Annotated in this window: 20 protein-coding genes; 9 read left to right on the top strand and 11 right to left on the bottom strand. The window is 55.7% G+C overall.

Annotated features, from left to right (window positions below):
• Nucleotides 1-120 precede the first annotated feature (120 nt).
• A complete protein-coding gene (locus BLU05_RS18895; RefSeq protein ID WP_091883407.1) occupies nucleotides 121-1,407 on the top strand; it encodes an NAD(P)/FAD-dependent oxidoreductase in 1,287 nt (428 codons plus the stop codon).
• Between the two features lie 12 nt (nucleotides 1,408-1,419).
• On the opposite strand, the gene BLU05_RS18890 is transcribed toward BLU05_RS18895, so the two are convergent.
• Nucleotides 1,420-2,199, bottom strand: coding sequence for a YiiX/YebB-like N1pC/P60 family cysteine hydrolase (locus BLU05_RS18890; protein ID WP_091883404.1), 780 nt, complete (start codon nucleotides 2,197-2,199; stop codon nucleotides 1,420-1,422).
• Nucleotide 2,200: 1 nt separating this feature from the next.
• Nucleotides 2,201-3,325 (bottom strand): beta-ketoacyl-ACP synthase III, encoded by a 1,125-nt coding sequence (locus BLU05_RS18885; protein ID WP_091883403.1) that lies wholly within the window; start codon nucleotides 3,323-3,325, stop codon nucleotides 2,201-2,203.
• A 139-nt stretch (nucleotides 3,326-3,464) separates the two neighbouring features.
• On the opposite strand from BLU05_RS18885, the gene BLU05_RS18880 reads away from it, so the two are divergent.
• Nucleotides 3,465-5,069 (top strand): inorganic phosphate transporter, encoded by a 1,605-nt coding sequence (locus BLU05_RS18880; protein WP_091883400.1) that lies wholly within the window; start codon nucleotides 3,465-3,467, stop codon nucleotides 5,067-5,069.
• Between the two features lie 43 nt (nucleotides 5,070-5,112).
• Here the strand turns inward: BLU05_RS18880 and BLU05_RS18875 are convergent, their stop codons facing one another.
• From BLU05_RS18875 to BLU05_RS18865, 3 genes are all read right to left on the bottom strand, one after another.
• On the bottom strand, nucleotides 5,113-5,955 hold the full coding sequence (locus BLU05_RS18875; protein WP_091883397.1) for an oxidoreductase: 843 nt from the start codon (nucleotides 5,953-5,955) through the stop codon (nucleotides 5,113-5,115).
• 380 nt (nucleotides 5,956-6,335) lie between these two features.
• Nucleotides 6,336-7,085 carry an SDR family oxidoreductase gene (locus BLU05_RS18870; protein ID WP_091883395.1) on the bottom strand — a complete coding sequence of 250 codons (750 nt, stop codon included), beginning with the start codon at nucleotides 7,083-7,085 and terminating at the stop codon, nucleotides 6,336-6,338.
• Between the two features lie 52 nt (nucleotides 7,086-7,137).
• On the bottom strand, nucleotides 7,138-8,613 hold the full coding sequence (locus BLU05_RS18865; RefSeq protein ID WP_091883392.1) for an aldehyde dehydrogenase family protein: 1,476 nt from the start codon (nucleotides 8,611-8,613) through the stop codon (nucleotides 7,138-7,140).
• Between the two features lie 158 nt (nucleotides 8,614-8,771).
• Between BLU05_RS18865 and zwf the strand changes: the two genes are divergently transcribed.
• The 3 genes from zwf to edd are packed head-to-tail and all read left to right on the top strand — an operon-like array spanning nucleotide 8,772 to nucleotide 12,771.
• The gene (zwf, locus tag BLU05_RS18860) at nucleotides 8,772-10,241 is read left to right on the top strand and encodes a glucose-6-phosphate dehydrogenase (protein WP_091883390.1); all 1,470 of its coding nucleotides are present in this window, start codon (nucleotides 8,772-8,774) and stop codon (nucleotides 10,239-10,241) included.
• Nucleotides 10,242-10,243: 2 nt separating this feature from the next.
• Nucleotides 10,244-10,942 (top strand): 6-phosphogluconolactonase, encoded by a 699-nt coding sequence (pgl, locus tag BLU05_RS18855; RefSeq protein WP_091883716.1) that lies wholly within the window; start codon nucleotides 10,244-10,246, stop codon nucleotides 10,940-10,942.
• A gap of 11 nt (nucleotides 10,943-10,953) precedes the next feature.
• Complete coding sequence (edd, locus tag BLU05_RS18850; RefSeq protein WP_091883387.1) at nucleotides 10,954-12,771, top strand: phosphogluconate dehydratase; 1,818 nt, start codon at nucleotides 10,954-10,956, stop codon at nucleotides 12,769-12,771.
• On the opposite strand, the gene BLU05_RS18845 is transcribed toward edd, so the two are convergent.
• Together BLU05_RS18845 and folD are read right to left on the bottom strand one after the other, a co-directional pair.
• Nucleotides 12,772-13,734: a GlxA family transcriptional regulator gene (locus tag BLU05_RS18845; protein WP_091883384.1), complete on the bottom strand. Its 963-nt coding sequence runs from the start codon at nucleotides 13,732-13,734 to the stop codon at nucleotides 12,772-12,774.
• 38 nt (nucleotides 13,735-13,772) lie between these two features.
• Nucleotides 13,773-14,672, bottom strand: coding sequence for a bifunctional methylenetetrahydrofolate dehydrogenase/methenyltetrahydrofolate cyclohydrolase FolD (folD, locus tag BLU05_RS18840; RefSeq protein WP_091883381.1), 900 nt, complete (start codon nucleotides 14,670-14,672; stop codon nucleotides 13,773-13,775).
• Between the two features lie 211 nt (nucleotides 14,673-14,883).
• On the opposite strand from folD, the gene BLU05_RS18835 reads away from it, so the two are divergent.
• Nucleotides 14,884-16,137 (top strand): sarcosine oxidase subunit beta family protein, encoded by a 1,254-nt coding sequence (locus tag BLU05_RS18835; protein ID WP_091883379.1) that lies wholly within the window; start codon nucleotides 14,884-14,886, stop codon nucleotides 16,135-16,137.
• A gap of 2 nt (nucleotides 16,138-16,139) precedes the next feature.
• Here BLU05_RS18835 and BLU05_RS18830 read toward each other — a convergent pair whose 3' ends face one another.
• Nucleotides 16,140-18,323: a GumC family protein gene (locus tag BLU05_RS18830; protein ID WP_091883376.1), complete on the bottom strand. Its 2,184-nt coding sequence runs from the start codon at nucleotides 18,321-18,323 to the stop codon at nucleotides 16,140-16,142.
• A gap of 236 nt (nucleotides 18,324-18,559) precedes the next feature.
• On the opposite strand from BLU05_RS18830, the gene BLU05_RS18825 reads away from it, so the two are divergent.
• On the top strand, nucleotides 18,560-19,813 hold the full coding sequence (locus tag BLU05_RS18825; RefSeq protein ID WP_091883374.1) for a lipopolysaccharide biosynthesis protein: 1,254 nt from the start codon (nucleotides 18,560-18,562) through the stop codon (nucleotides 19,811-19,813).
• Between the two features lies 1 nt (nucleotide 19,814).
• On the opposite strand, the gene BLU05_RS18820 is transcribed toward BLU05_RS18825, so the two are convergent.
• Genes BLU05_RS18820 through BLU05_RS18810 form a run of 3 tightly spaced genes read right to left on the bottom strand, consistent with a single transcriptional unit; the run spans nucleotide 19,815 to nucleotide 22,635 of the window.
• Nucleotides 19,815-20,678, bottom strand: coding sequence for a DUF6492 family protein (locus BLU05_RS18820; protein ID WP_091883371.1), 864 nt, complete (start codon nucleotides 20,676-20,678; stop codon nucleotides 19,815-19,817).
• Nucleotides 20,675-21,454 (bottom strand): WecB/TagA/CpsF family glycosyltransferase, encoded by a 780-nt coding sequence (locus BLU05_RS18815; protein ID WP_091883369.1) that lies wholly within the window; start codon nucleotides 21,452-21,454, stop codon nucleotides 20,675-20,677. Before BLU05_RS18815 ends, BLU05_RS18820 begins: the two co-directional genes overlap by 4 nt.
• Entirely contained in the window at nucleotides 21,451-22,635 is a 1,185-nt protein-coding gene (locus BLU05_RS18810; protein ID WP_091883366.1) for a glycosyltransferase, read from the bottom strand. The genes BLU05_RS18815 and BLU05_RS18810 overlap by 4 nt, the downstream gene beginning before the upstream one ends.
• Before the next feature lie 119 nt (nucleotides 22,636-22,754).
• On the opposite strand from BLU05_RS18810, the gene BLU05_RS18805 reads away from it, so the two are divergent.
• Nucleotides 22,755-23,750: a glycosyltransferase family 2 protein gene (locus BLU05_RS18805; protein WP_091883365.1), complete on the top strand. Its 996-nt coding sequence runs from the start codon at nucleotides 22,755-22,757 to the stop codon at nucleotides 23,748-23,750.
• Nucleotides 23,719-25,026 carry an O-antigen ligase family protein gene (locus BLU05_RS18800; RefSeq protein ID WP_091883363.1) on the top strand — a complete coding sequence of 436 codons (1,308 nt, stop codon included), beginning with the start codon at nucleotides 23,719-23,721 and terminating at the stop codon, nucleotides 25,024-25,026. The genes BLU05_RS18805 and BLU05_RS18800 overlap by 32 nt, the downstream gene beginning before the upstream one ends.
• The last annotated feature ends 37 nt before the right edge of the window (nucleotides 25,027-25,063 follow it).

Below are 25,063 nucleotides of genomic sequence, written 5' to 3'. Positions count from 1 at the left end.
TGAGCTTGTCGAAGGGCCTCATGGTGAGCTTCCTGAGCTTGTCGAAGGGCGAACCACGAACCGTCAACTCACACCACATGAGACGCTGCAGCAGATTGGTAAATGAGATTGCAAGATAATATGGCATATCAATCCCCCATCTCCCCCGGCATCTCCTGGTATGAATCAACCATTGATGATCGCACCGAATATCCGGCATTGGATGGCTCGCGAACCGCTGATGTCGTCATCGTCGGTGGTGGTTTTACCGGGCTTTCGGCGGCTGTCCACCTCGCCTCGGCGGGTGTTGATGTGGTTTTGCTGGAGGCCTATCGCTTTGGCGACGGCGCTTCCGGCCGCAATGGCGGTCAGCTTGGCACGGGTCAACGCGCCTGGGCGGAGGAACTGGAAGGCCAATATGGTTTCACCCGCGCCAAGGCACTGTTTGACCTTGCCGAGGAAGCCAAGGCGCACCTTCTGCAATTTGCCGAGACGCACAAGATTGATATCGAATTTGTGCCCGGACAAATGTCCGTGGTGCACAAAAAACGTTATCTGAAAGATTATCAGGCCCATGCGGAGCTTATGACGACGCGTTTCGGCTATCCGCACATTCACTACATGGATGCCACGGAAACGGCTGACAGGCTTGGTTCCACCCGCTATCTCGGTGGCGTTTATGATGCCGGCACCGGTCATATTCAGCCCATGAAGCTTGTTGTCGGCACCGCAAAGGCTGCGGCCAAGGCCGGGGCACATCTTTACGAAAACACCAAGGTGACAGGCATCAGCTCTGAAAATGGCCGCGTCACTGTTACAACCGCCAAAGGCAGCGTGACAGCCGCCAAATGCCTGATTGCCGTTAATGCCTATGGCGGCAATCTTGAACCGGTCAGCGCCTCCCACGTGATGCCGATCCGGTCCTTTATCGGGGCAACGGTGCCGTTAGGCAGTGACAGTCCTGTTCTGCCCGGTGGCGAGAGCGTTGACGACTCCCGCTTCGTCGTGCGCTATTTCCGCCGTTCGAAGGATGGCCGCCTGCTGTTTGGCGGACGCGAAGCCTACACGGCCGACAACCCGCTCGATATCAGCACGCATATTCGCAGGCAGATCGCCGAGATTTATCCGGCACTCGCGGACGTGGAAATCACGCAAGCCTGGGGTGGCTCTGTCGGCATCACCCTGCCTCGCCAACCCTTTGTGCGCGAGGTCATGCCCAATGTCATCTCGGCAGGTGGTTATTCCGGTCATGGCGTGATGCTGTCGAACTATGTCGGCAAGCTCTATGCGGAAACGGTTGCGGGCAATCGCGACCGCCTGAAATTGCTGGAAGAGCTGAAAATACCCTCATTCCCCGGCGGACGTACATTCCGCGCGCCGCTGCTGTTTCTGGCATTGAGCTGGTATGCCTTGATGGATCGGATCTAAGGGCTGTCCCGCTCAATGATTTGTGTAACTTCCCGGGCTGAAAAGAACGTGGACTTTCTCCGAATTCATCAACTGCTTGGGAGAAAACCAGAAATGTCTTTTGCTGTCTGAATTTCCGTCAATCGCAATGTTCAAGCTACGAAATGCCGCGAGCCAAACTAGCTTTGAACAGTAAAAGCCGGAATCATCATCAAGATCAAAATTGAAAAACTCGTAGGGGCGACCAAGGTATTGTTTAGCTTCAATTGCCACTTTTGCGCGCTGCTCACTAGACAGATTCTTTATCCGACCGTGCCACACCTCTTCTCCGGGGCGAGAGGAAAGCCAATCCGCATAGGAGTGTCTGATGACGCCTTTGCCGGAAATGGCTTCAACAACAAGCGGTTTTCCGCCTTCAATCTCGATGATGCCGACGTGGCCGACATAGACGATGGTTCCTACTGCGAACTCTTCAATTCTCGTGTCAGTTCCAAGGTCTTCACTGTCGACGTTTTCAATCCCGGCATATTCTACAGCGAACTCTGCGAAACTGAGTTCAGACAACCGTGTTCTGTCGGTTTCAGAAAGGTGTGAAGCTGTGTCCCTAGCCTGTCGCTCCAGATACAGTTTCTTTTCCGCTTCCCACGTTGGTTCGTCATAAAAATCAGTGGGAACCAGTTTCATTTCGGTGGCGTACGAAGTTGAATATGGAACCAGAACTCCCGGCTTCTTTGGCCATATGAAATCGCCCGGCTCAAAAGTGAGCGGATCAGGTCGCAATATCTCTGCGGGGAGCGTTTGCAAATCGGGCAAACTAAACCTTTTTCACAATCACACTGCCAACGGAATAGCCCGCTCCAAAGGAGCAGATGACACCAAGACTGCCTGGTGCGAGATCGTCGGAATATTTTGAGAAAGCGATGATGGAACCCGCTGAGGACGTATTGGCATAGTCCTGCAGAATGTTCGGCTGTTCACCAGCGTCGGGCTCACGGCCCAATACCTTTGATCCGATCAGATCGTTCATGCCCTTGTTGGCCTGATGCAGCCACAGCCTTGAAACATGGGCGGGTGCAATGTTCTCATCGGCAAGATGGGTGAGAATAAGGTCAGACACGATCGGCACGACCTGCTTGAAAACCTTGCGGCCTTCCTGACGGAACAGCATATCGCGGCGGTCGGTCATGTGGCCTTCGCGGGTGCGGCGCAGGAAACCGTTATTGTTACGGATATTGTTGGAAAACTGGGTGAGGCAGCGGGTCGAGATGATCTCAAAACGATCAGATGCCGTTGCAAGATCGTCACGTTCCAGAAGCACGGCGGTGCAAACATCACCGAAGATGAAATGGCAGTCGCGGTCTCGCCATTCCAGATGGGCTGAACAAATCTCCGGATTGACCATCAGGATTGCCCGGGCCGAACCCGAACGGATCATATCGGCAGCCGCCTGAATGCCGAATGTCGCCGATGAACAGGCAACATTCATGTCAAAGCCAAAACCTTGAATTCCCAAGGCTTCCTGCACTTCGATGGCGATGGCGGGATAAGCACGCTCATGATTGGAAGCGGCGCATATCACTGCATCCACATCGGCGGCAGTACGGCCTGCCTTGGCCAAGGCATCGGTTGCAGCTTTAACAGCCATTTCGGCCATGACAGATATTTCGTCGTCGCTCCGCTCAGGCAAAACAGGGTGCATGACCTCAGGATCGAGAATACCTGACTTGTTGAGCACATAGCGGCGTTCGATACCCGATGCGCGGAAAATGAAATCTTCAGCGGACATGGTCAGCGGCGCCCGCGTGCCCGCCGCAATCTCATCGGCATGTATTTCATTCTGCCTGGTGGCATAGGTATTGAATGCTTCGACGAGCTCAGCATTGCTGATGGAGAGTTCCGGCGTAAACACACCGGTACCGCTTATGACGACCTTATGCATGGCGTTTCCATAGTTTTTATCTGTCTCAAGCGTTAGACGCTCAATTGTTCCCGCGCAAGCTATCTTGCGCTGTCATCAAGAGTTCACGGGCGAGTCTTAGCTTTCCCCGGTGTTTGAATTCAATACTGGGGATTTTCTAATGACGGTAAGCAATGCGACTGATGCACGTCTGGTGAAAGACGAACACCCGCTCGACAAACCAAACAATTTAGGGAACTGGCCGAATTATGCTGTGGTTGCCATTCTGATCGGCGGCCTTTTTTATGTAGGATATTCTCTCACCCAGGATCTGACCAGCTCGGTTGCCGTACCGTGGATTCTTCTCGGTCTTGCACTCGTCACCGCACTCGGCTTCGAATTCGTCAATGGTTTCCACGACACGGCCAATGCCGTCGCAACGGTGATCTATACCAATTCCCTGCCCGCCGAGATCGCCGTTATCTGGTCTGGCATTTTCAATTTCCTCGGGGTCATGACCGCAAGTGGTGCTGTCGCCTTCGGCATCATCTCCCTTCTGCCAGTGGAACTGATCATGCAGGTTGGTTCTAGTGCGGGCCTTGCCATGGTGTTTTCGCTGCTCACGGCAGCCATCCTGTGGAATCTGGGCACCTGGTATCTCGGCCTTCCAGCCTCAAGCTCACACACGCTGATCGGTTCGATCGTTGGTGTTGGTCTTGCCAATCAGTTTATGGCACCTTCCGGCACTGCCACCAGCGGCGTTGACTGGTCCAAGGCGACGGAAGTCGGCATGTCCCTGTTGATTTCGCCGCTTGTCGGCTTTGGCATGGCCGCGCTGCTGCTGATCGTGATGAAGGTTCTTGTGAAGAACAAAGCGCTTTATGAAGCGCCGAAGGGCCAGACGCCTCCACCTTTGTGGATTCGCGGCCTGCTGATTTTCACCTGCACCGGTGTTAGTTTTGCCCATGGCTCCAATGACGGTCAGAAGGGCATGGGTCTGATCATGCTGATCCTGATCGGTGTTGTCCCCACTTCCTTTGCGCTGAACCGCACCCCTGACATCAACTATCTCGAAGCCTACAAATCTGCCGCAACCGCTGCAGCAACCACACTGCGCACCTATGAAAAACCCGGCATCGCCGTGACTGATGCCAATGCAGTGGTCAGCAATGCGGTGCGCAGCAAGACATGGAGCGATGAAACTACGGTTGCGCTGCGCCAGTTCATCGAAAAGACCAATACAAGCATTTCGCCTTACGGTTCCGCATCGTCAGTTCCAGTTGGCATGGTCAGCAATACACGTAACGACATGTATCTGACCGGTGAAGCGCTGAAACTGATCGACAAGGCCAAGCTGTTGCCAATGCAGCCTGCCGACATTGCCACCATCAAGACCTATCATCAGGCCATCGACAACGCGACCAAGTTCATTCCGACATGGGTAAAGGTTGCCGTGGCTCTGGCCCTTGGCCTTGGTACAATGGTCGGCTGGCGGCGTATCGTCGTGACCGTCGGCGAAAAGATCGGCAAGACGCACCTCACCTACGGGCAAGGCGCGTCCGCTGAACTGGTTGCCATGGGAACCATCTTCACTGCCGATACGCTGGGTCTGCCCGTTAGCACCACCCACATCCTCTCATCGGGTGTTGCCGGATCGATGGTTGCCAATGGTTCGGGCTTGCAGATGTCAACAGTCCGTAACCTGCTGATGGCCTGGGTACTGACGCTCCCCGTCTCCATTGCGCTGTCATTCACGTTGTTTCTGATCCTGCGCCATATTATCTAGGCGCACGAAATAAAAATGGCCGGCATTTGCCGGCCATTTTGTTTTATTCCTTTGGCGCGTCGGCGCCTTCCGTAACGTCAGCCCAGGCAACAAAATCGCGCTGGAGTTCGACAATCTTATTACGCGCTCCAGCCAGCGCCGCCTTGCCGAGCAACAGCCGCAACGGCGGCTTCTTCGCTTCGACCGCCTGAATGATCGCTTTTACCGCGCGCACTGGATCGCCCGGCTGATTGCCGCTGGAATTTCTGATCTGCTCTGCCCGCTGATCCGATGTCTCTCGGTAATCTTCGATGGTTCTCGGTGCTTCATTGGCCGACCGTCCAGCCCAATCCGTACGGAAGCCACTGGGTTCAACGATCAAAACCTTGATGCCGAGGTGGGCTGCTTCCTTCGACAGGGATTCCGAAATCGCTTCGACACTGAATTTGGTTGCGTTGTAGAAACTGACGGCAGGGTTGGCCACAAGACCGCCGATCGACGAAATGTTGACAACCATACCGGAACGTTGCTTGCGCATGACGGGCAGAACAGCACGGGTCATATTGACCAGACCCCAGACATTGATTTCGAACATTTTGCGGACTTCATCGATGTCACTTTCTTCAAGCGAACCGAAATAGCCGATACCCGCATTGTTGACGAGCACGTCTATGCGACCAAACCGGGCTTCTGCCGCCTTGACCGCAGCCGCAATATCCTCGGTCTTGGTCACATCAAGCTTGAGAACAAGGGCATTCTCCTCATTGCCCTTGGCCAGATCTTCAATCTGCGCCGTGTTGCGTGCAGTGATAATGGTGGGATAGCCGAGTTCAAGCGTATGGCGCGCAAGCTCGCGACCAAAACCGGTTGAACAGCCAGTGATGAACCAGACGGGTTTCGATGTCATGACAGTGTCCTTGAAAGATGGGTTGCCCCGTTGATCGGCACGCGATCAACCAAAGACAGCCATTGCGTGAATTGGACGACATTTTTGATGTAGGCCAATATGGCCCCGTTTCAAGACAAAAGCGTGTGATTTAACGCTGAGTATATACCCTTAAGCAGATTGCTGTGGTGTGGTGCGTGGTTCGTGGTTCGACAAGCTCACCATGAGGGAGAGTGAGGATGCAACGCTAATCGCCAGCATTGCAGAACTTGACTCCCTGCATCCACCCATTTCCGTCATCCTCGGGCTTGACCCGAGGATGACGGGGAGAGTTATTTCCTCATGGTGAGCTTTCTGAGCTTGTCGACGGGCGAACCGCTGCACAACGGTGTTGCCCAAGTCTAAATACAGCGCCCACCATCCACCTCAAGCGCTACACCAGTGATGAACCCGGCTTCATCGGACACCAACCACAACGCGGCGTTGGCAATATCAAGCGGTGTGGAGAGGCGACCGAGCGGGATCGAAGCTTTGAACTGCGCACGCTTTTCCGGCGTATCTTCGCCCATGAACAGGCTGAGCATCCCTGTTTCTCCCGCGACCGGGCAGAGGCAATTGACACGGATATTCTTGGGCGCAAGTTCAACCGCCATGGATTTGGTTGCGGTAATCGCCCAGCCCTTGGATGCGTTGTACCAGGTCAATCCCGGACGCGGGCGCAGCCCAGCAGTGGAAGCTGTGGTGATGATGGAACCGCCGCCCTGCATTTCCATGATCGGCACGACAGCAAGCGTCGCATAATAAATCGCCTTCATATTGACTGCTGAAATGAGATCGAACGTACTTTCATCCACATCAAGCATGGAGCCATTGCGATGGGTGAACCCCGCATTGTTGACCATGATATCGACGCGGCCGAACGTATCCATTGCAGCGGCGACCATGGCGTCCACATCTTCCTTGCGTGACACATCAGCCTGAACGGCAATCGCTGATTTGCCAATGGCGGTGGCAACAGTTTCAGCGCCCTTGTGGTTGAGATCGGCAACAACGACATTTGCCCCTTCCTCGGCAAAGCGCTTCGCCATGCCTTCACCAAACCCGGATGCTCCACCAGTAATAATTGCTGTCTTGCCTGCCAAACGGGCCATGTCATTTCCTCATGCTTGTGATCTTGGATTGATTATCGGGGAGCGGGTCCAATCAATCGTGCCGGAACACGATCGTTTTGGTTGCGGACATATCGAAGAGCGCTTCAAAGCCTTTTTCGCGTCCATGGCCGGATTTCTTGAAACCACCGAAGGGAAGTTCCACACCGCCGCCAGCGCCATAGGCATTGACAAAAACCTGACCGGCGCGAACTTTTTTGGCAACGCGATGCTGGCGCGCACCATCTTTGGTCCAGATACCGGCGACAAGGCCATATTCCGTGCTATTGGCAAGCCTGACAGCATCGGCTTCATCATCAAATGCGAAGAGTGACAGAACCGGCCCGAACACCTCTTCCTGCGCCAGAACAGAAGCGGGATCAACCGCACCGAAAAGCACCGGCGCGACGTAATAGCCTTCCAGAGGCGCATCGACATGAATGGAGCCACGGGCAACCACTTCAATACCTGTCGCTGCGGCGGCAGTGATAAAATTCTCGACCTTGTTCTTCTGCGCCGGATTGACCATGGGCCCGAGATCAAGGTCCATGTCGTGCGGCCCGGCGACCAGTTTGCTGAAACGCTCGCCAAGTGCTGCGGCGACGTCGTTGTAAATCGGGCGTTCGATCAGGATACGGCTGCCCGCCGAACAGGTCTGGCCACCGTTCTGGATGATGGCATTGACCAGAACCGGCAAAGCCTTTTCCACATCCGCATCGGCAAACAGGATTTGCGGTGACTTGCCGCCGAGTTCCATGGTCACGCCGCGATTGTTGGTGGCGGCGGCCTGCTGAATCGCCGTGCCGGTTACAGGCGAGCCGGTGAAGGTAACGTAATCAATGCCGGGATGCGACGAGAGCGCCGCCCCTGCATCCCGGCCATAACCGGTGATGACATTGAGAACACCATCGGGAAAGCCCGCTTCAATCGCCAGCTCGCCAATGCGGATGGCTGAGAGTGAAGCATCCTCAGCCGGTTTGATAACCAGCGTATTGCCCATAGCCAGCGCTGCGCCAACCACGCGCGCCATGATCTGCATCGGATAGTTCCATGGGATGATCCCAGCAACCACGCCGTGCGGCTCGCGCAGGGTGAGTGCGGTGAAGCCGTCAAGGAACGGGATCGTATCGCCGTGAATCTTGTCGGCGGCACCGCCATAAAATTCGTAATAGCGCATGGTGGCAGCAACGTCCGCCTTACCCTGCCGCACCGGTTTTCCGGTATCACGCGATTCAAGCGCGGCAAGTTCATCGCCATGTTCTTCAACAAGCTGGCCAAGCCGTGTCAGCAACCGCCCACGTTCAAAGGGTGGCATTCTGCTCCACGGGCCTTGTTCAAATGCTTGCCGAGCCGCACGCACGGCCCGATCCACGTCATCGGCATTACCGGCTGGAATGGTTGCGAAGGGCAAACCATCGGACGGACACAAAACAGTGATCGTTTCTTGCGAGACTGCGGCGACACGCCGACCGTTAATGACATTCAGGAAATTCTTGTCCTGAGCGACGATTCTGGAGAGATTCTGATCCATGACTGCTTCCTGCTTCGCAGCAATCGTATTGGAATTGCGCCCGCTTGGGAATGCATTTTGACGCAGAAGTCGGATCGGTACTGGCCTTTTTAAATCGATTAGATTATATAGACCTGCATCCGAAGACGCGTAATTTTGGCATAGCGAGACTCATTCTTATGACAAGTCAGATTATCCCGGTTGACCCTTTCGACTGCATCGTATTTGGCGGCAGCGGCGATCTTGCCGAGCGCAAACTGATCCCGGCGCTCTATCAGCGCCAACGGGATGGTCAGTTGTCCGAGCCTACCCGCATTATCGGTGCATCGCGTTCCGCCATGTCCAACGAAGACTACCGCAAATTTGCGGAAGCCGCGATCAAGGAACATGTGAAGCCCGAAGAGATCGACAAGAAGCAGGTCGAACAATTCCTCGCCCGCCTCGCCTATGTCGCGGTTGATGCGACATCGGACAATGGTTGGGATGATCTGAAAGTCGCAATCGGCGATGCAAACAAGAACATCCGGGCCTTTTATCTCGCCGTCAGCCCGAACCTCTTCGGCGACATTGCCAGCCGTTTGAAGAAATACGATCTCATCACCGATCAAACCCGCATCATTGTTGAGAAGCCGATTGGCCGTGACCTTAAATCCGCTATCGCGCTCAATGACACAATTGGTAGCGTTTTCAACGAACAGCAGATTTTCCGTATCGATCACTATCTCGGCAAGGAGACGGTGCAAAATCTGATGGCGCTGCGCTTTGCCAATGCGCTTTACGAGCCGCTGTGGAATTCGGCTCATATCGATCACGTCCAGATCACCGTGGCGGAAGCGGTCGGCCTTGAAGGCCGCGCCGGTTATTATGAAACGGCGGGTGCGCTGCGCGACATGGTACAGAACCATATGTTGCAGCTACTCTGCCTCGTTGCGATGGAGCCGCCCGCATCCATGGATGCGGATGCGGTGCGCGATGAAAAACTGAAAGTGCTGCGCTCACTTGCCCCCATTGATGCCAAGAACGCCGAGGAGCTAACCGTCCGTGGCCAGTACCGCGCCGGTGCTTCGGCGGGCGGCCCCGTCAAGGGCTATCAGGAAGAATTGGGCTCCGCGAGCAACACGGAAACCTTTGTTGCCATCAAAGCCGAAATCGCCAATTGGCGCTGGGCTGGTGTTCCCTTCTATCTGCGAACTGGCAAGCGGCTGGCAACGCGCGCATCGGAAATCGTGGTTTCATTCAAGCCCATTCCACACTCGATTTTTGGTGAAAGCGCGGGCCGCGTGGTTGCCAATCAGCTGGTTATCCGCTTGCAGCCTGACGAAGGCGTCAAGCAGTGGATGATGATTAAAGACCCGGGTCCGGGCGGCATGCGCCTGCGTCACGTTCCGCTTGATATGAGCTTTGCAGAATCATTTCAGGTGCGCAGCCCCGATGCTTACGAGCGCTTGCTGATGGACGTGGTGCGCGGCAATCAGACCCTGTTCATGCGGCGCGATGAAGTGGTGGCAGCATGGCGCTGGGTCGATCCGATCCTCAAGGCATGGACGGATAATGACCAGCCTGCCGCTGGATACACAGCCGGAACATGGGGGCCATCCGCCGCTATCGCCCTGATTGAGCGCGACGGACGCACATGGCACGAGACATGATCATGCAACAGACATTGAACAGCTTTGCCAATGGAGATGCTCTTGCCGAAGCCTTGGCAACAAGCGTTGCGGCGCATCTGCAAGCCGCCTGTAATGCACGCGGCAAGGCAGTTCTGGCGGTATCGGGCGGAACAACCCCTGCCCGCTTTTTCAAGGTTTTGTCGGGCAAGGACCTGCCTTGGGACAAGATCACTGTTACCTTGGTGGATGAACGCTTCGTGCCGCCATCCAACGACCGTTCCAACCAGAAGCTCGTGACAGAACTACTCCTGCAGAACGCGGCTGCAAAAGCCAATTTCGTCGGCCTCTATCACCCCGCTGCCAATACGGATGAAGCGGTGAAGGCAGCAACCGCAGCCGTTGCCGCATTGGGCCAGCCTTTCGATGTGACAATTCTCGGCATGGGCGGCGATGGCCATACGGCCTCGTTCTTCCCGGGTGGTGACAACCTTGCCGAGGCAATTTCGCCAGAGCAGTCAGCGCTTGTTTTACCAATGCAGGCTGATGGTGCCGGTGAGCCGCGCCTGACCCTGACCTTGCCGGTTATCGTCAAATCCCGCTTCGTCGTGCTGCATATTGAAGGCGACGGCAAAAAAGCCGTTCTGGATAAGGCGCTTGGTGGTGGGGCAACCGAAGACATGCCTATTCGCGCAATCCTGCGCCACACGCCGATCAATCTTGAGATTTTCTGGGCTCCATAAGGAGAAAACCAATGACCGTCCTGCAAAGGGTCAAAAGCATTACCAACCGCATCCGTGAGAGGTCCATCCCGACCCGCGATGTGTATCTCGACCGTCTGCGCGAGGCTGCTTCCCACAAGCCAAAACGCACTGCCCTTGCCTGTGCCAATCTTGCCCATGGATTTGCCGCCTGCGGACCCTCCGACAAAGCGGCGCTGGCTGGCGATGTGCTGGCCAATATCGGCATCATTACCTCCTACAATGACATGCTTTCGGCACACCAGCCCTTTGAAAACTATCCGCAACTAATCAAGGCAGCGATACAGGAAGCGGGCGGCGTGGCGCAGGTTGCTGGCGGCGTTCCCGCCATGTGCGATGGCGTTACACAGGGACAGCCGGGCATGGACCTGTCGCTGTTCTCCCGCGATGTGATCGCGATGGCCACCGCTGTTGGTCTTTCACATGATATGTTCGACGCGGCTGTCTATCTTGGTGTCTGTGACAAGATCGTGCCCGGCCTCGTGATTGGCGCGCTGACATTCGGCCATCTCCCCGCGGTCTTCATTCCGGCGGGACCGATGACCACAGGCCTTCCCAATGACGAGAAAGCAAAGACGCGCCAGCTTTACGCGGAAGGCAAGGTTGGCCGCGACAAGCTGCTGGAGTCGGAATCCAAATCCTATCATGGACCGGGAACCTGCACGTTTTACGGCACCGCCAATTCCAACCAGATGCTGATGGAAATCATGGGGCTGCATACGCCGGGCTCATCCTTCATCAATCCGGGCACGCCGCTGCGCGAAGCATTGACGCGCGAAGCCGCGAAACGCGCGCTGGCGATTACGGCGCTTGGCAATGAATACACGCCGGTTGGCGAGATGATCGACGAGAAGACAATCGTCAACGGTGTCATCGGTCTGCACGCAACGGGTGGATCCACCAACCACACGATGCATCTCGTTGCCATGGCTGCGGCTGCGGGCATCAAGCTCACATGGCAGGATATTTCTGATCTTTCCGATGTGGTGCCGCTGCTTGCCCGCGTTTATCCAAACGGTCTTGCCGATGTGAACCATTTCCATGCGGCTGGCGGCATGGGCTATATCATCCGCGAATTGCTGGATGCCGGCATGTTGCATGAGGACGTAAAGACTGTCTGGGGCCAAGGCCTGCGCGCCTATACAATCGAGGTCAAGCTCGGCGAAAACGGCGCCGTGCAGCGCGATCCTATCCCGGCGGAAAGCGCCGACAAGAAAGTTCTTTCGACAGTCAAAGAGCCGTTTCAGACTACCGGCGGCCTGAAGATGCTCAAGGGTAATCTCGGCACCGCCGTGATCAAGACATCGGCGGTCAAGCCGGAACGGCGGATCATCGAAGCACCCGCCATTGTCTTTGACAGTCAGGCCGCTCTGCAGGATGCCTTCAAAGCAGGAAAACTGGATCGCGATTTCGTGGCCGTCGTCCGCTTTCAGGGTCCCAAGGCCAATGGTATGCCTGAGTTGCACAAGCTGACACCACCGCTTGGTGTTTTGCAGGATCGCGGCCACATGGTTGCGCTGGTAACGGACGGGCGCATGTCCGGCGCATCGGGAAAAGTGCCTGCGGCAATCCATGTGACCCCGGAAGCACTCAGCGGCGGTATCATCGCCAAGATCCGCGATGGTGATATCGTGCGGCTCGATGCGGAAATCGGAACGCTTGACGTGCTCGAAGATCCTGACGTTCTCGCGGCTCGCCCCGATCCGGTCGTCGACCTCAGCCATAACAGCTACGGCATGGGCCGCGAATTGTTTGCAGCGTTCCGCAATGTCGTTGGCCGTGCCGATGAAGGCGCGTCGGTTTTCAGCTGATTAATAGGTGGTACGGCGCTCATCGGAAGGTGAGCGCCCGAACTGCGCCCGGTAGCTTTGGGCGAAATAGGAATGGGATGTGAAGCCCGTTGCCAGCGCCACATCGAGAATGGGCGAATGGGTCTGCCGCAGGAGTTCCCGCGCCCGTTCGAGCCGCAGGCTCATGTAATAGCGGCCCGGCGTCATATTGAGATGGCGCAGAAACAGCCGCTCCACCTGCCGCACCGACAGACCAACGGCCTTTGCGAGCCGCACCGCTGATTTCGGCTGCTCGAGATTATCGGCCATCAACTCGACGATCTTGCGCAGTTTTTCGGATTTTCCAGTCAGATCCCGTTCCGGCCCGATACGCTGACGATCGGTTTGCGAGCGGATGCGTTCGTGGTGGAACTGGTTGGCAACTTCATTGGCAAGGCTTGGGTCAAAATCCTGCCGGATAATCTCCAGCATCAGATCGATAGACGTGGTTCCGCCGGCACAAGTGTAACGCTTGCGATCAATCTCGAAGACATTGCCGGTGCATTCAATATGCGGGAAACGCTCCTGAAAACCAGCGCGGTTTTCCCAGTGGATCGTACAGCGATGGCCTTCCAGCTGCCCTGCCTCGGCAAGGATGTAACTGCCAATATTCAAGCCACCCAGAGCCGCGCCGCGGCGTCCGAGATTGCGCAATGTCGCAATGACCTTGGGCTTCTCCTCAAACTCCGTGGTCAATCCGGCGCAGATGAAGAAAATGTCGGCAGCGGGAAGCTCTGCCAGTGAATATTGCACATTGATCTGCAAGCCATTCGACGCGGTAACCGCCGCGCCCGTGGCAGACACGGTTGTCCAGGCATAGAATGGCTCTTCCGCCATGCGATTGGCCGTGCGCATCGTGTCGATGGCAGCGGCAAGGCTGAACATCGGAAATTTGTCGACAAGCAGAAAAGCGAAGGTTCTACTGACCTTGAGGGCTTCGGGCATATGCTGTTCTAACGACAATCCGTTTATAAACCAATGAATTAGAAGCGCGGCGGTGTTTTACCGACACTGCGATGGGCGGCGACCAGCGTATTGGCCATCAGCATGGCAATTGTCATGGGTCCAACACCACCGGGAACCGGGGTCAATGCACCCGCCACTGAAGCCACATCGGCAAAATCAACATCGCCAACGAGGCGCGTCTTGCCTTCACCGCGCTCGGGGGCAGGAATGCGGTTGATGCCCACGTCGATAACCGTCGCACCGGGCTTCACCCAATCGGCCTTGATCATCTGCGGGCGGCCAACGGCGGCCACCAGAATATCGGCATTACGGCAAAGGCCGGGAAGGTCCTTTGTCTTGCTATGGGCGATAGTAACAGTCGCATTGTGCGCCAGCAGCAGATTGAACATCGGCTTGCCGACAATATTGGAGCGGCCAACGACCACGGCATTCAGACCCGAGAGGTCACGGCCAAGAATACGGTCGATCAGCAGCATCGAACCCTCAGGCGTGCAGGGAACGAATGCGGTTTCGAGTTCGCCAGTGCCGAGTTTGCCGACATTGATGAAGTGAAAGCCATCGACATCCTTGTCAGGCGAGATGGTCTGGATGATGCGGCCGGAATCGATGTGCTTGGGCAAAGGCAGCTGAACGAGAATGCCGTGAATCGCCGGGTCGGCATTCAACGTTTCCACCAGCTTGACCAGTTCCTCCTCGCCTGTCTGTTCAGGCAAGGTATGCTGGACGGAATGGAAGCCGCATTCCCTCGCCTTGCGCCCCTTATTGGCGACATAGACCTGACTGGCCGGGTCTTCGCCCACGATCACTACAGCAATACCGGGCGTAACGCCGGTGGCCTCAATCAGCTCGGCGGCTGATAGTTTGACCTTGGAAACCACGTCCTCGGCAATCTGCTTGCCATCAATCGTCACTGCCATGTGCTGCTCCTGGGCATCTCGCTTCGGGAATGGACGTCATTCTGAGGATTCTTTGGCAATACAATACCGCCAGAACGGCGTTCACTGACGCAATAACGAAAGCAGCCGATAAGGGCAATGCGATGATGTGACCCAAGGAGCACGCTGGGGCTTGCGAATGTGCCAAATCCACGCATGATCACACTATTCCGCCTGCAAACTGGATTCGTCGATGCGCTATTCCGCTTTCTCCCTTCTGAAGAACGCCCTCAACGGCAACAAGGACTGGAAGCCTGCTTGGCGTAAACCCGATCCGAAACCAGCCTATGATGTGGTTATCATCGGCGGCGGACACGGGCTTGCAACGGCCTATTACCTCGCCAAGGAACACGGCATTCGCAATATTGCAGTTGTGGAAAAAGGTTGGCTCGGCTCGGGTAATATTGGGCGCAACACCACAGCCGTCCGCTCCAATTATCTGCTGACCGAGAACCAGCATTTTTATGAAGCGTCGATGAAGCTGTGGGAAACAATGTCCCACGACCTCAACTACAATGTGATGTTCTCGCAGCGCGGCGTGGTCAATCTTGCGCATAATCTGCCGCAGCTTGATGTGTATGTCAGGCGCGGCAACCAGATGCGGCTCAATGGCATTGATTGCGAGTTGATGAACCCCAAGCAACTGGAAAAACTTATTCCCGGCCTCGATATCAGCGGATCGGCGCGGTTTCCCATCATTGGCGGTTTGATGCAGCGCAGTGCTGGTACAGCGCGGCATGATGCCGTCGTCTGGGCATATGCCCGTGCGGCAGACCAGCTCGGCGTTGATATAATCGAGAATTGCGAAGTCACCGGCTTTATAAAAGACGGCGACAAGGTTACAGGCGTCATGACGACGCGTGGCCCGATCAATGCCAAGAAGACCGCCTGCGCCGTGGCTGGCCATACCAGCGAACTGATGCGCCGGGCGGGTGTTGACCGGCTACCGCTTGAATCCCATGTCCTGCAGGCTTTTGTTTCTGAAGCGCTTAAGCCGGTGGTTGATACGGTTGCGACCTTCGGCGGCGGACACCTCTATTTTAGCCAATCGGATAAGGGTGGCCTCGTCTTTGGCGGCGATATTGACGGCTACAATTCCTATGCGCAGCGCGGCAACCTGCCTGTGGTGGAAGATGTGATGAGTGAGTTCGTCGCGCTCATGCCAGCGCTGGCGCGCGTCAAGTTGCTGCGCTCATGGGGCGGGATTATGGATATGTCGATGGATGGCTCGCCCATCATCACGACGGGACCGCTGCCGGGCATGTATCTGAACACCGGTTGGTGTTATGGCGGCTTCAAGGCGACACCCATTTCGGGCAAATGCTTTGCATGGACCATCGCCAAGGACGAGCCGCATCCCCTATCAGCGCCGTTTACACTCGACCGGTTTTATCGGGGCTATGTCATCGACGACAAAGGCATGGGACCGACGCCCCGCCTGCACTAGCATCATTCTCCGCCGGAGCGTTGCCGCAGGACATTGCGAATTTCAGCGATGTCCGCGAGCATATCCTCAATATTGGAATTGGCATGCTGGCGTTTGGCAACCTGAAGATCGGCATATTCATAGAGGAACTGTGCAACCGCCACCTGATCTTCATCCGGCGTTGTTTCGTCCCCATCTGATGTCTCGTCGAAATCCGAAGCGTAACTCCGTGTTTGCGCCTGCTTGATTGCAGCGCCCAGCCGCGACTCCGATGTGGGTGCTGGCGTATCGGCTTCACTGCGCAATGGTCGCTTTCCACCTGAGGGCGAATCCGGATCGAAAGGCGCGTCGTTCTCGGTGCGGGCTGTCTTCAATTCCCCATTGCCACGGAAACTATCAATCATACCGCGCAGCATTGCGATGCCAAGTCCGGCAAGAAGCCCCGCCAGAATACCGCCAATGACGATGATCTTGCGCGAACCACCCGTGGATTCGAGAGCCGGACGCGCTGGCGAAATGACGCGAATATTGGTGCTGTTGATCCCTTCAAGCTCGCCGGTTTCCTTGGCGCGCAGCATGAAAGCCTCGTAAACTGCACGTTTGGCGGTGACTTCCCGCTCAAGCTCGCGCAGTTTGATCATATCTTCATTCGTACCAGCCATGCGCGACTTCAACTGTGCCAGCCTGCTCGCGAGGTCCTGCTCCTGCTGCACCGAACGCTTGAGCTCGACCTGCACCGAGGAGGCAATGCGATCAAGTTCGTTGCGGATTTCCTTACGGATACCGTCAACCTGCGTCTGCGCCTGAATCAATTGCGGATGGCGCGGGCCAAGCTTGGTGGCCAGACCGTCGGCCTGTTGTTTCAACGCGCCATATTGCGAGCGAAGCGCAACGATGACCCCGGAGCGGAATTCCTCGGGCAGCGTATTGTTGCCAAGAACACCTTCAACCGATGTGCCACGAATGGAAGCCGCCTGTGCATTGAGCTTTATGGTCTGGTTGCGCGCCGCCGTCAGTTCGTCGCTGGTTCTTGAAACCTCATCATCACTGATCAGACGACCCTGTACGTCGACAAGATCATTCTCCGCCTTGTACTTCTGAACGGCGTTTTCAGCCGATTCCACACCGAGGCGCATATCGTTGAGCCGGGCAGTCAGCGAATCCGTCGCCTGTCTGGCCGAGTCGGACTGGATATTGCCCTGCTCTTCCCTGAAAACATCCGAAACCGTGTTGGCGATGAATGCAGATTTTTCCGGATCACGCGAATTGACGGTGATGTTGAAAATGAAGTTCTTTGAACTCCGCGCAACATCCATATGTTCGTTCAGATTGCGTAGAAGCAGCGTCTCGCGGGCTGTAGCGTCGGGCGTGCTATCGGTCGAGAAAAGCTCGCGGAGAGCGGCAAATATGCCCTTATCCTTGAGGTCACCATTAAACTCAGGATCTTTGGCCAGACCTGCACGATCAATCACCTTGGAAAGAACGCTGCTCGACTGAATAATCCGCAATTGGCTTTCGGCAATGGCGAGCGACGCATCAATAGGCAATTGGCCCGGCGCGATTTCCTTGTCCGTCAATTTGAGATCGCGCGGATCAACGAGCAATTCAACATTGGAATAATAGAGTTTTGGCACGGTCATGGCATAACCGGCGCCCAGCAGCGCGCCGATAAGCGTCGTCGCAATGATCAGCTTTTTGGAGTTGACGATGCGAGTAAGAACAATACGCGGATCAACCAGCGGTTTCCATTCGTCGCTGTCATTTTCAACCCGGCGAACAGGCTTTGCGACGGAAACGACTGTGGATGCAGGCTTTACCGGTGCCTCATTCCGCAAGATAGCTGTTTCCGCTGGCGCAGCGGGTGCAACAGGCTCGGTTGATGGGTTGTCGTCAATGCGCCGATTGAGTTCGGCCTTGATAGCAGCCATATCGGCACGCATGCGGTTTACCGCGTCCTGTTCGGCTTCCTCATCTCTCAACGTGTGTTCAGGTTCAATCGCAGGTGGCTGTGTGATTTCACTGCTTGCCGCCAATCGCAGGGCACGCATGCGCTGATAGTGCTCCAGATCCTCGACCCGCCTTGGTGTCTGGTCCGGCTCGATAAAATCGGCACGCGGCGAGGCCTCACCCGCCGTCTCCGGCTGGCTGGCGAACGAGAGAAGCGAGCGTCGAGGCCGCTTTCCTGTCTCGTTGTCCCGATCACCCATGTTTATCCGCACTCCAAAACAACCGTTCAATACAGCTCAACCCCGAGCGAACGGCCCACGGTTAACCCAACCTAAAGTTCTATGGAAAATAAATCGTTAATCATCCATGAAACACTCTGCTATCACCCATTTTAATCAGACCACGATTTCCCGTTCCAACACGAGCCATTAAGGCTTTTCAGTATAGAACGGCTGATGATTGTGCGGGACGTTTAACATCCCGCAGGGGAAAAGATTTGATAGCGCGTCATGTGAAGGCCAATGCGGGGCTCATTCGCAATTATTTCTCGGTGATCAGCGGATCAGCTGGACGGCTTGTTATTTCCCTTGCCTACTTCGTCGCGCTCGCCAATACATTGTCGATTGCTGAATTTGGCCTCTTTGCCACGGCATCTGCAACCGGTGTGGTCCTGTCGCGGCTGGTGTCGTTTGGATTCGTATCACCGCTTTACCGTATTTCGACGGTCAAACCCCAATTGCTTGGTGCCTATACCGGCGGCTATCTGGCAGCGGTCGTCATTTCCCTGCCGATTTTTGCGCTGGCGGCTTTCCTCACACATCTGGTGTTTTTCGGGGCGGATCTGGCGTTCGGGATTTTTGCCGTCATCGTTGCAACCGAGGCCCTGCTCTGGCGTTCGCTGGAGGTTGTCGTGGTCGTCAATAATGGCCTTAACCGTTTTGGCCGCGCAGCCTTGCTCGTTATCATTGGCACTGCCTTGCGCGCAGCCGCCGCTGTTCTTTTCGCATTTTCCACTGTCACCACACTTGGCGCGTGGAGCTGGTGGTATGCGGGCGCCAACGGCGTCGCGCTCATCATCGCTGTTCTGTTCTTCTACCCGAGGGTGAAACTGCGGCTCATACCGCAACTCTATTACAGACGGCTCGCGGATTCCTTTGCCGTCGCGGGTGCTGAAATCCTGTTCTATATCCAGATGGAGCTCGACAAGCTTCTGGTGCTCGCCGTGGGCGGACCACAGACCGCAGGTGTCTATGCCATCATCATGCGGCTTGTGGACCTGACGGCCCTGCCCGTCCGGTCCTTCAACATGATGCTGGTGCAGAAACTGATGCGCACGCCTGATATGTTGAGATCGCTGAAAATTCGCGGCGGGTTAGAGGCTGGCGTTTTCGCCGTTTCCACATCCGGACTGATTGCCCTTGCCGTATTTCTGTATATTTTTCCACGCGCGCTCGGCTCGAACGTCGCTTCGGTTGTGGCACTTTTGCCGCTCGTTGTTCTGGTTCCCGGACTGCGTAATCTCATAGAATATCAGGCTGAGCTGCTTTATGCGCGCGGACAATCTGGCTTGCGCGCGCTCAATCTTGGCCTGCTCGCGCTGGCAAAGGCGGCTTTGCTTTCATGGCTGCTGGTCACATTCAAAGAAGTCAATGATTGGCTGATATGGCTCAATGCCATGTTCGCAGCCATTTACCTGCTCTCCACATGGCTGACCTATCGAGCCATCCGGAAGCCGGCACGGCGCGTGTGATTTAACTGTTGACCAATTTGCGGATGCGGGCGGTATCAAAGCCGATGAAGGATTGTATGCCGATGGCGACCTGCTCTGGCGTCATGGCTTCGACAAAGGCCTGAAACTCTTCCTCTGTCGGGGCTGGCTCAACCCAATATATCCGGCAGAACTCGGTACTATCATGGTAGTGCCCCTTTGCCATGAGCACTTCATCGGCATAGCGGCCATAAATCAAGCATTCGGAAAAACGGCGCTGGCGACCAATCGCGGCGATCCAGTGCCTCCCCGATAGCTTCTCGATGTGGTCGCACATGGACAGCAGGGCATCGCGGCGCCAGGCGATCAATGTGCTGATATAATCATGACCAGCGGGGCTTACCGGTTCGATCCCGAGCAAGCGCCCTGCCTGCTCCGACCAGATGCGCTGATCGTCCGCAACGGGGCGCAGCAATTCACCATCCCGCCGAAACAGTCGCAACGTATCGCCGTGCCAGTTGGACGCACAATCGAACGGGCGCAGAAAAGCCACGTCGGAATCCACATAAAAGAAGGCGTCTTCATCGGCATGGGAGGCAATGGCAATGCGGCGGAACTGTTGTACGTGCCAGCCACGTAATGGCATTGTTCGCGGCGACAGCCAGATGCGCTTACGGCCAAGGCTGAGCGGATCGGGAAATGGTTTGATCCAGCCCGGCAACAGATCGTTCTCATCCACAATGATCCGGCGCGGCCCTTCGAGCTGGCGGAACAATGCCATATCGCGATGTTCAACCAGAATATAGTGGCGCGTATAGCCGCTCACGAATCGGTCAATCGTCTCGCAAAGCAATTTGCAGCGCTCAAAGTCCGGCGCATAGCTGGCTGTGACGATTGCAGTTCTCATCGACTAACCCTTACGCCTGTCACGAGCGTGCGAAGCACCCTGAACAGAAAACGCGGATTGCCCAAGACGTAGCGACGCCAAAGCCGTTTTGGTTCCTGTGAAAACCGGTACAGCCACTCCAGACGCAGTTTCTGCATCCAGCGTGGTGCCCGCAACACAGCTCCGGCACGAAAATCCAGGAGTGCTCCAACGCCAAATGCGAGGACACAATGCTCTGCCGTCAGCTTTTCCTGCATGAAAAGCTCCTGACGCGGCACCCCCATGGCAACCAGCAGGATGTGCGGATGATATTCCGCAAGGCTCTGCAGAATGCGCGGCTCATCGGATGGCGCAAAGAAACCGTGGCTGATAACGCGGTATTCATGCTGCGGGGCGTTTTCTTTCAGGCTTTCCGCCGCTTTCTCGACCACGCCGGGGCGTGTGCCGAGGAGCCCTATACGCAAAGGCCGGGTCAGTGCCCGGAGCAATGCAGGCGTGAAATCCGTACCATTCAAATTGTTGGGGAAGGTTTTGCCATGAAGCAGCTTCGCGGCAATGTCGACACCGACTCCATCGGGCAAAACGAGGAACTCGTCCAATGCGTTGCGAAAACGAATATCGTCTTCTACCAGATTGGAATTGTGCGCGTTCAGCCATGTGATCAGTGTGAAGCGCTTCTCATCAATTAAAGTGTGCAGATGCTGGATGGCGTCATCCCATGACAGCGCCAGCACGGAAACACCAAGGATAATGTGCTGCGGAAGCGCGTGGTGCACCGAGAGAAGAGCCGGGCTCATGGTCCAACTCTTCCTAAAGAAGCGCCAAGCGCATCAAGTCCGAGACGAAGCTGTGAATCAAACCGCGCCAATTGCGCGGCGCGAAACGCTTCACCCGAACAGGTCAAATCCTCACCGGCGCGCACCCGCGCCACCATAGCCCCAATCGCTTTGGCGAAGGCTTGCGGATCATCCGCCACAGCACAATTTTCCGGAATACTGGCAATGCCGCGCACGGACAGGGATGTTGCAACGCTGGGCAGCCCCATCTCAAACGTCTCGATGGTCTTGAGCTGAACGCCCGTTCCGGCACGGCTCACCAGCGGGATCAAAGCGCAAGAGCGGACAAACTCGGCCGCATCCGGCACACGACCGGCAAAATTGACGTTTGGCCAGGCCGCTTTCAAATCAGCCGGTATACTGCCGGCAACCGTAATGCCGATGTCCTTGTCGAGGTGCGGCGCAACTTCCCGCAGGAACCATTCAAGGCCAATGCGGTTTGGTTGCCACGTCCATGTGCCAATCAAACCAAGGTCATGCTCGATTTTGCGATGGGCCATTTTACCGGTGTCGGCGCCGGTTACGAGAGGAAGTTCCGCTGCCCGGCCAGTATCAGCAAGGCCCAATGCCTTGATATCCTGTTCAGCCAATGTGAATACAAAAGAAGCGCGGCGGCACAAACGTCCTTCCAGTCCGGCCAGCAACCGCGACTCGCGCCGGAACAGAAATTTTTGCACGAGACTGGTGGCTGCCTGCGCATTCTCCCAAGCCGAATGATGTTCGACATTGTGGGCAATGAAGATTTGCGGCTTGTCAGCAAAGCAGTCTTCAAATGCACCTGAAAGCGTCACACCGTTCAGCACATAAGCATCGAAATTACCTGATGATCCGATGGCGGCACGCAACTTGTCTTGCGAAATAACCCGCAACTTGACCGAAGAGACAGTCAGTCCTGTTACAAGAGCTTTGCCAAGCCATCGCAGCTTCTGGGTAAGGCTTGCGGTGTCATTGCGCACATCGACTTCACCAAGCACGATGGTGTTATCCGGGTCTGATGGTGAACTGCCCGGCCAGATGAAACCCAATACAGTCACATGGATACCGGCCCGCACCAATCCATCAATGATTGCCGCATTGGCGATCTCATAGCCTGTGGTTGGTTTTCCATCAGGAACCAGCGATGTTACAAATAGAAGATGCATGACTGGCCCAAGCTGAGGTCTGGCTTCTCACTAATGGAATTGTATGAACAATGTAATGAAATCTTGAACAAATGACACGTATAGGTTGATTATATCAGGCAACGGGCACAAATCCATTTATGGCAATTGACCTTCCAGACAACATAACGGTTTTTGCCCGGTCGCCCGAGCTTGCACCTGAGGTAATCGACGTTGTTGTCACCCTGCCAACGTTCAAACGCCCAGAGCATTTGTTGAAGACGCTGCGCTCGCTGAAAGAGCAGAACACCGCACGTCATTTTGCAATTATCGTCATGGAAAACGAGGCAGAAGAGCAAGACGGTGCAAAGGTTGCTGGACCCTTGTTCGAAAGTGGCGACTATAATGGGCTTGTTATCATTGCGCATGATCGCGGCAATTGTAACGCCTACAATGCAGGTTGGCTGACGGCGCTTAAAATATTTCCCAAATTCAAATCACTGCTTGTCGTTGATGATGATGAAGTAGCAGATCCGGATTGGCTGGAAAATTTGCTGCGAACACAGGAAACTTATGGTGTCGATTTTGTCGGCGGGCCGCAGGTTCCTGTCTTCGCCAAGCCAGAGCATCAGGTCTGGGCTAAACATCCGGTGTTCAGCCCGCATTATTCGCAGACTGGTCGTGTCCCGATTATTTATTCATCGGGCAATCTTCTTGTCAGCCGCAAGGTGCTGGAAGCTATGCCATTTCCGTTTCTGGACCTTGCCTTCAATTTCATGGGTGGCGGCGATTCTGATTTTATCAGCCGGAGCGTCGTTAAAGGTTTCACCGTTGCCTGGTGCGCCGAAGCGCCTGTATTCGAAACCATTCCTGAACGGCGCGTACAAGCGGACTGGATCAGGGCCCGGGCGCTGCGCAATGGTGTAATTTCTACTCTGATCGAGAAACGCAAGCGGGCACAGGAGCCTCTGGGCAGATTGAAGACAGTGCTGAAAAGCGTTGCCCTGCTGGCCCTGTCGCCCTTCCGCGCGATCATCAAAATTACCCAGACCGGCTCGTTGTCCATCGGGCTCTATCAGGTCTATATTGGCCTTGGCCGCATTCTCGCGGAATTTGGATATTCCAATGAGCAGTATCGGCAACCTGAAAAGAACTGACGCGATCAGGGACCTGCCTGTCCGCCTCATAGCCAGTTTTGCGGCGGCAGTTATCCTCTGTTGCCTGCTGGTTTCATTCCGACCATTTCAGGCCGTGAGCGCGGCAGGCGCTGATGGCGGCGGCGATATCGTCAATCAGCTGGGATTTGGCGCTCTTGGTGTTGTATCCATTCTTGCGATGCTGACACTCTCCGAACCGCGCACATTACTAGCGCTGATCAGCCCAATGTGGCTTGTCATGTTCGGCTTCCTCATTCTGTCGACTTTCATCGCTGTCGATCCTTCATCGGCGCAAAGAGCCGTCATTTTCACGCTCATCGGTATTATCTGCGTTCTGGCAGTTCTGTCTGTGCCGCGCGATGCCGACGGCTTTTCGCTCGCCTTTGTTATCGCAGCGCTTGCCGTGCTTATTCTCTCCTATATTGGCCTTGTTATTGTTCCAGACCTCGCAAAACATACGGCCAGCGAGATTGAAGCCGAACATGCGGGTCTCTGGCGAGGCATTTATGCGCACAAGAATATCGCCGGGCCTGTGATGGCGGCGTTCTCGTTCGGCGGCATTTATCTGATCCGCCGTGGCTGGCGCATCGTAGGCTGGACCATCCTCATTCTCGCACTCTGGTTTGTGGCTCACACCGGGTCCAAGACCAGCACGGCGCTTGTTCCGCTGGTTATGTTTCTTGTCATGTTCCCCGGTCTGTTCGGTCTTCGCGTGCTGGCATCACTGACGATAGCAGCCGCTCTCGTCGGCTTTTTCGTCTTCACAATAGGCAGCCTTTTCATACCCGCCAGTCACAATCTTCTTGTAGATCTCGGAACAGACCCAACATTTACCGGGCGCACGTCCATCTGGACGTTTGCGCTGGAGAAACTCTCAGCCACGCCGTGGCGTGGATATGGTTTTGAAAGCTTCTGGGAAGCGCCCGTCGTGCGCGAGGCGGAAAATCCGAGCTACTATCTCGATTGGGACGTGCGCGGCATCGTCCATGCGCATAATGGTTATCTCGATATCGCCGTCGGCATGGGCTATCCGGCAATGGTGTGTGGCATCATCATCCTCGTGGTTTTTCCGCTGATTGATTATGCCCGGTGCCTGAAGAAACGGGAGAATATCTATCTCTCCGACTTCTTCATGATGGTACTGACCTTCTCGCTCATGAACGCGTTTCTTGAGAGCTTCTTCTTCCGCCGCGTTGATCCCGTGTGGCTTCTGGTCGTCATGGCCGCGTTCGGTCTGCGCATGACGGCACGCGTTCCCGTCCTGACCCGCAGCTAAATCTCCCTGAAACGGTTGACCCGGCCCGATGGAGCAG

Source organism: Phyllobacterium sp. OV277 (genome assembly GCF_900104355.1).
Lineage (GTDB): Bacteria > Pseudomonadota > Alphaproteobacteria > Rhizobiales > Rhizobiaceae > Phyllobacterium.
Note: the sequence above shows the minus strand (reverse complement) of the source record. Positions and strands in the feature narration are given on the sequence as shown.

Bases quoted from the DNA above. Each gene is read 5' to 3' on its own strand.
- BLU05_RS18835 (WP_091883379.1), top strand. From the start codon at position 14,884: ATGCGCTATTCCGCTTTCTCCCTTCTGAAGAACGCCCTCAACGGCAAC.
- BLU05_RS18845 (WP_091883384.1), bottom strand. From the start codon at position 13,734: ATGCCCGAAGCCCTCAAGGTCAGTAGAACCTTCGCTTTTCTGCTTGTC.
- pgl (WP_091883716.1), top strand. From the start codon at position 10,244: ATGCAACAGACATTGAACAGCTTTGCCAATGGAGATGCTCTTGCCGAA.
- BLU05_RS18875 (WP_091883397.1), bottom strand. From the start codon at position 5,955: ATGACATCGAAACCCGTCTGGTTCATCACTGGCTGTTCAACCGGTTTT.
- folD (WP_091883381.1), bottom strand. From the start codon at position 14,672: ATGGCAGTGACGATTGATGGCAAGCAGATTGCCGAGGACGTGGTTTCC.
- BLU05_RS18815 (WP_091883369.1), bottom strand. From the start codon at position 21,454: ATGAGCCCGGCTCTTCTCTCGGTGCACCACGCGCTTCCGCAGCACATT.
- BLU05_RS18880 (WP_091883400.1), top strand. From the start codon at position 3,465: ATGACGGTAAGCAATGCGACTGATGCACGTCTGGTGAAAGACGAACAC.
- BLU05_RS18870 (WP_091883395.1), bottom strand. From the start codon at position 7,085: ATGGCCCGTTTGGCAGGCAAGACAGCAATTATTACTGGTGGAGCATCC.
- BLU05_RS18895 (WP_091883407.1), top strand. From the start codon at position 121: ATGGCATATCAATCCCCCATCTCCCCCGGCATCTCCTGGTATGAATCA.
- edd (WP_091883387.1), top strand. From the start codon at position 10,954: ATGACCGTCCTGCAAAGGGTCAAAAGCATTACCAACCGCATCCGTGAG.
- BLU05_RS18885 (WP_091883403.1), bottom strand. From the start codon at position 3,325: ATGCATAAGGTCGTCATAAGCGGTACCGGTGTGTTTACGCCGGAACTC.
- BLU05_RS18800 (WP_091883363.1), top strand. From the start codon at position 23,719: ATGAGCAGTATCGGCAACCTGAAAAGAACTGACGCGATCAGGGACCTG.
- BLU05_RS18805 (WP_091883365.1), top strand. From the start codon at position 22,755: ATGGCAATTGACCTTCCAGACAACATAACGGTTTTTGCCCGGTCGCCC.
- BLU05_RS18865 (WP_091883392.1), bottom strand. From the start codon at position 8,613: ATGGATCAGAATCTCTCCAGAATCGTCGCTCAGGACAAGAATTTCCTG.
- BLU05_RS18810 (WP_091883366.1), bottom strand. From the start codon at position 22,635: ATGCATCTTCTATTTGTAACATCGCTGGTTCCTGATGGAAAACCAACC.
- zwf (WP_091883390.1), top strand. From the start codon at position 8,772: ATGACAAGTCAGATTATCCCGGTTGACCCTTTCGACTGCATCGTATTT.
- BLU05_RS18830 (WP_091883376.1), bottom strand. From the start codon at position 18,323: ATGGGTGATCGGGACAACGAGACAGGAAAGCGGCCTCGACGCTCGCTT.
- BLU05_RS18820 (WP_091883371.1), bottom strand. From the start codon at position 20,678: ATGAGAACTGCAATCGTCACAGCCAGCTATGCGCCGGACTTTGAGCGC.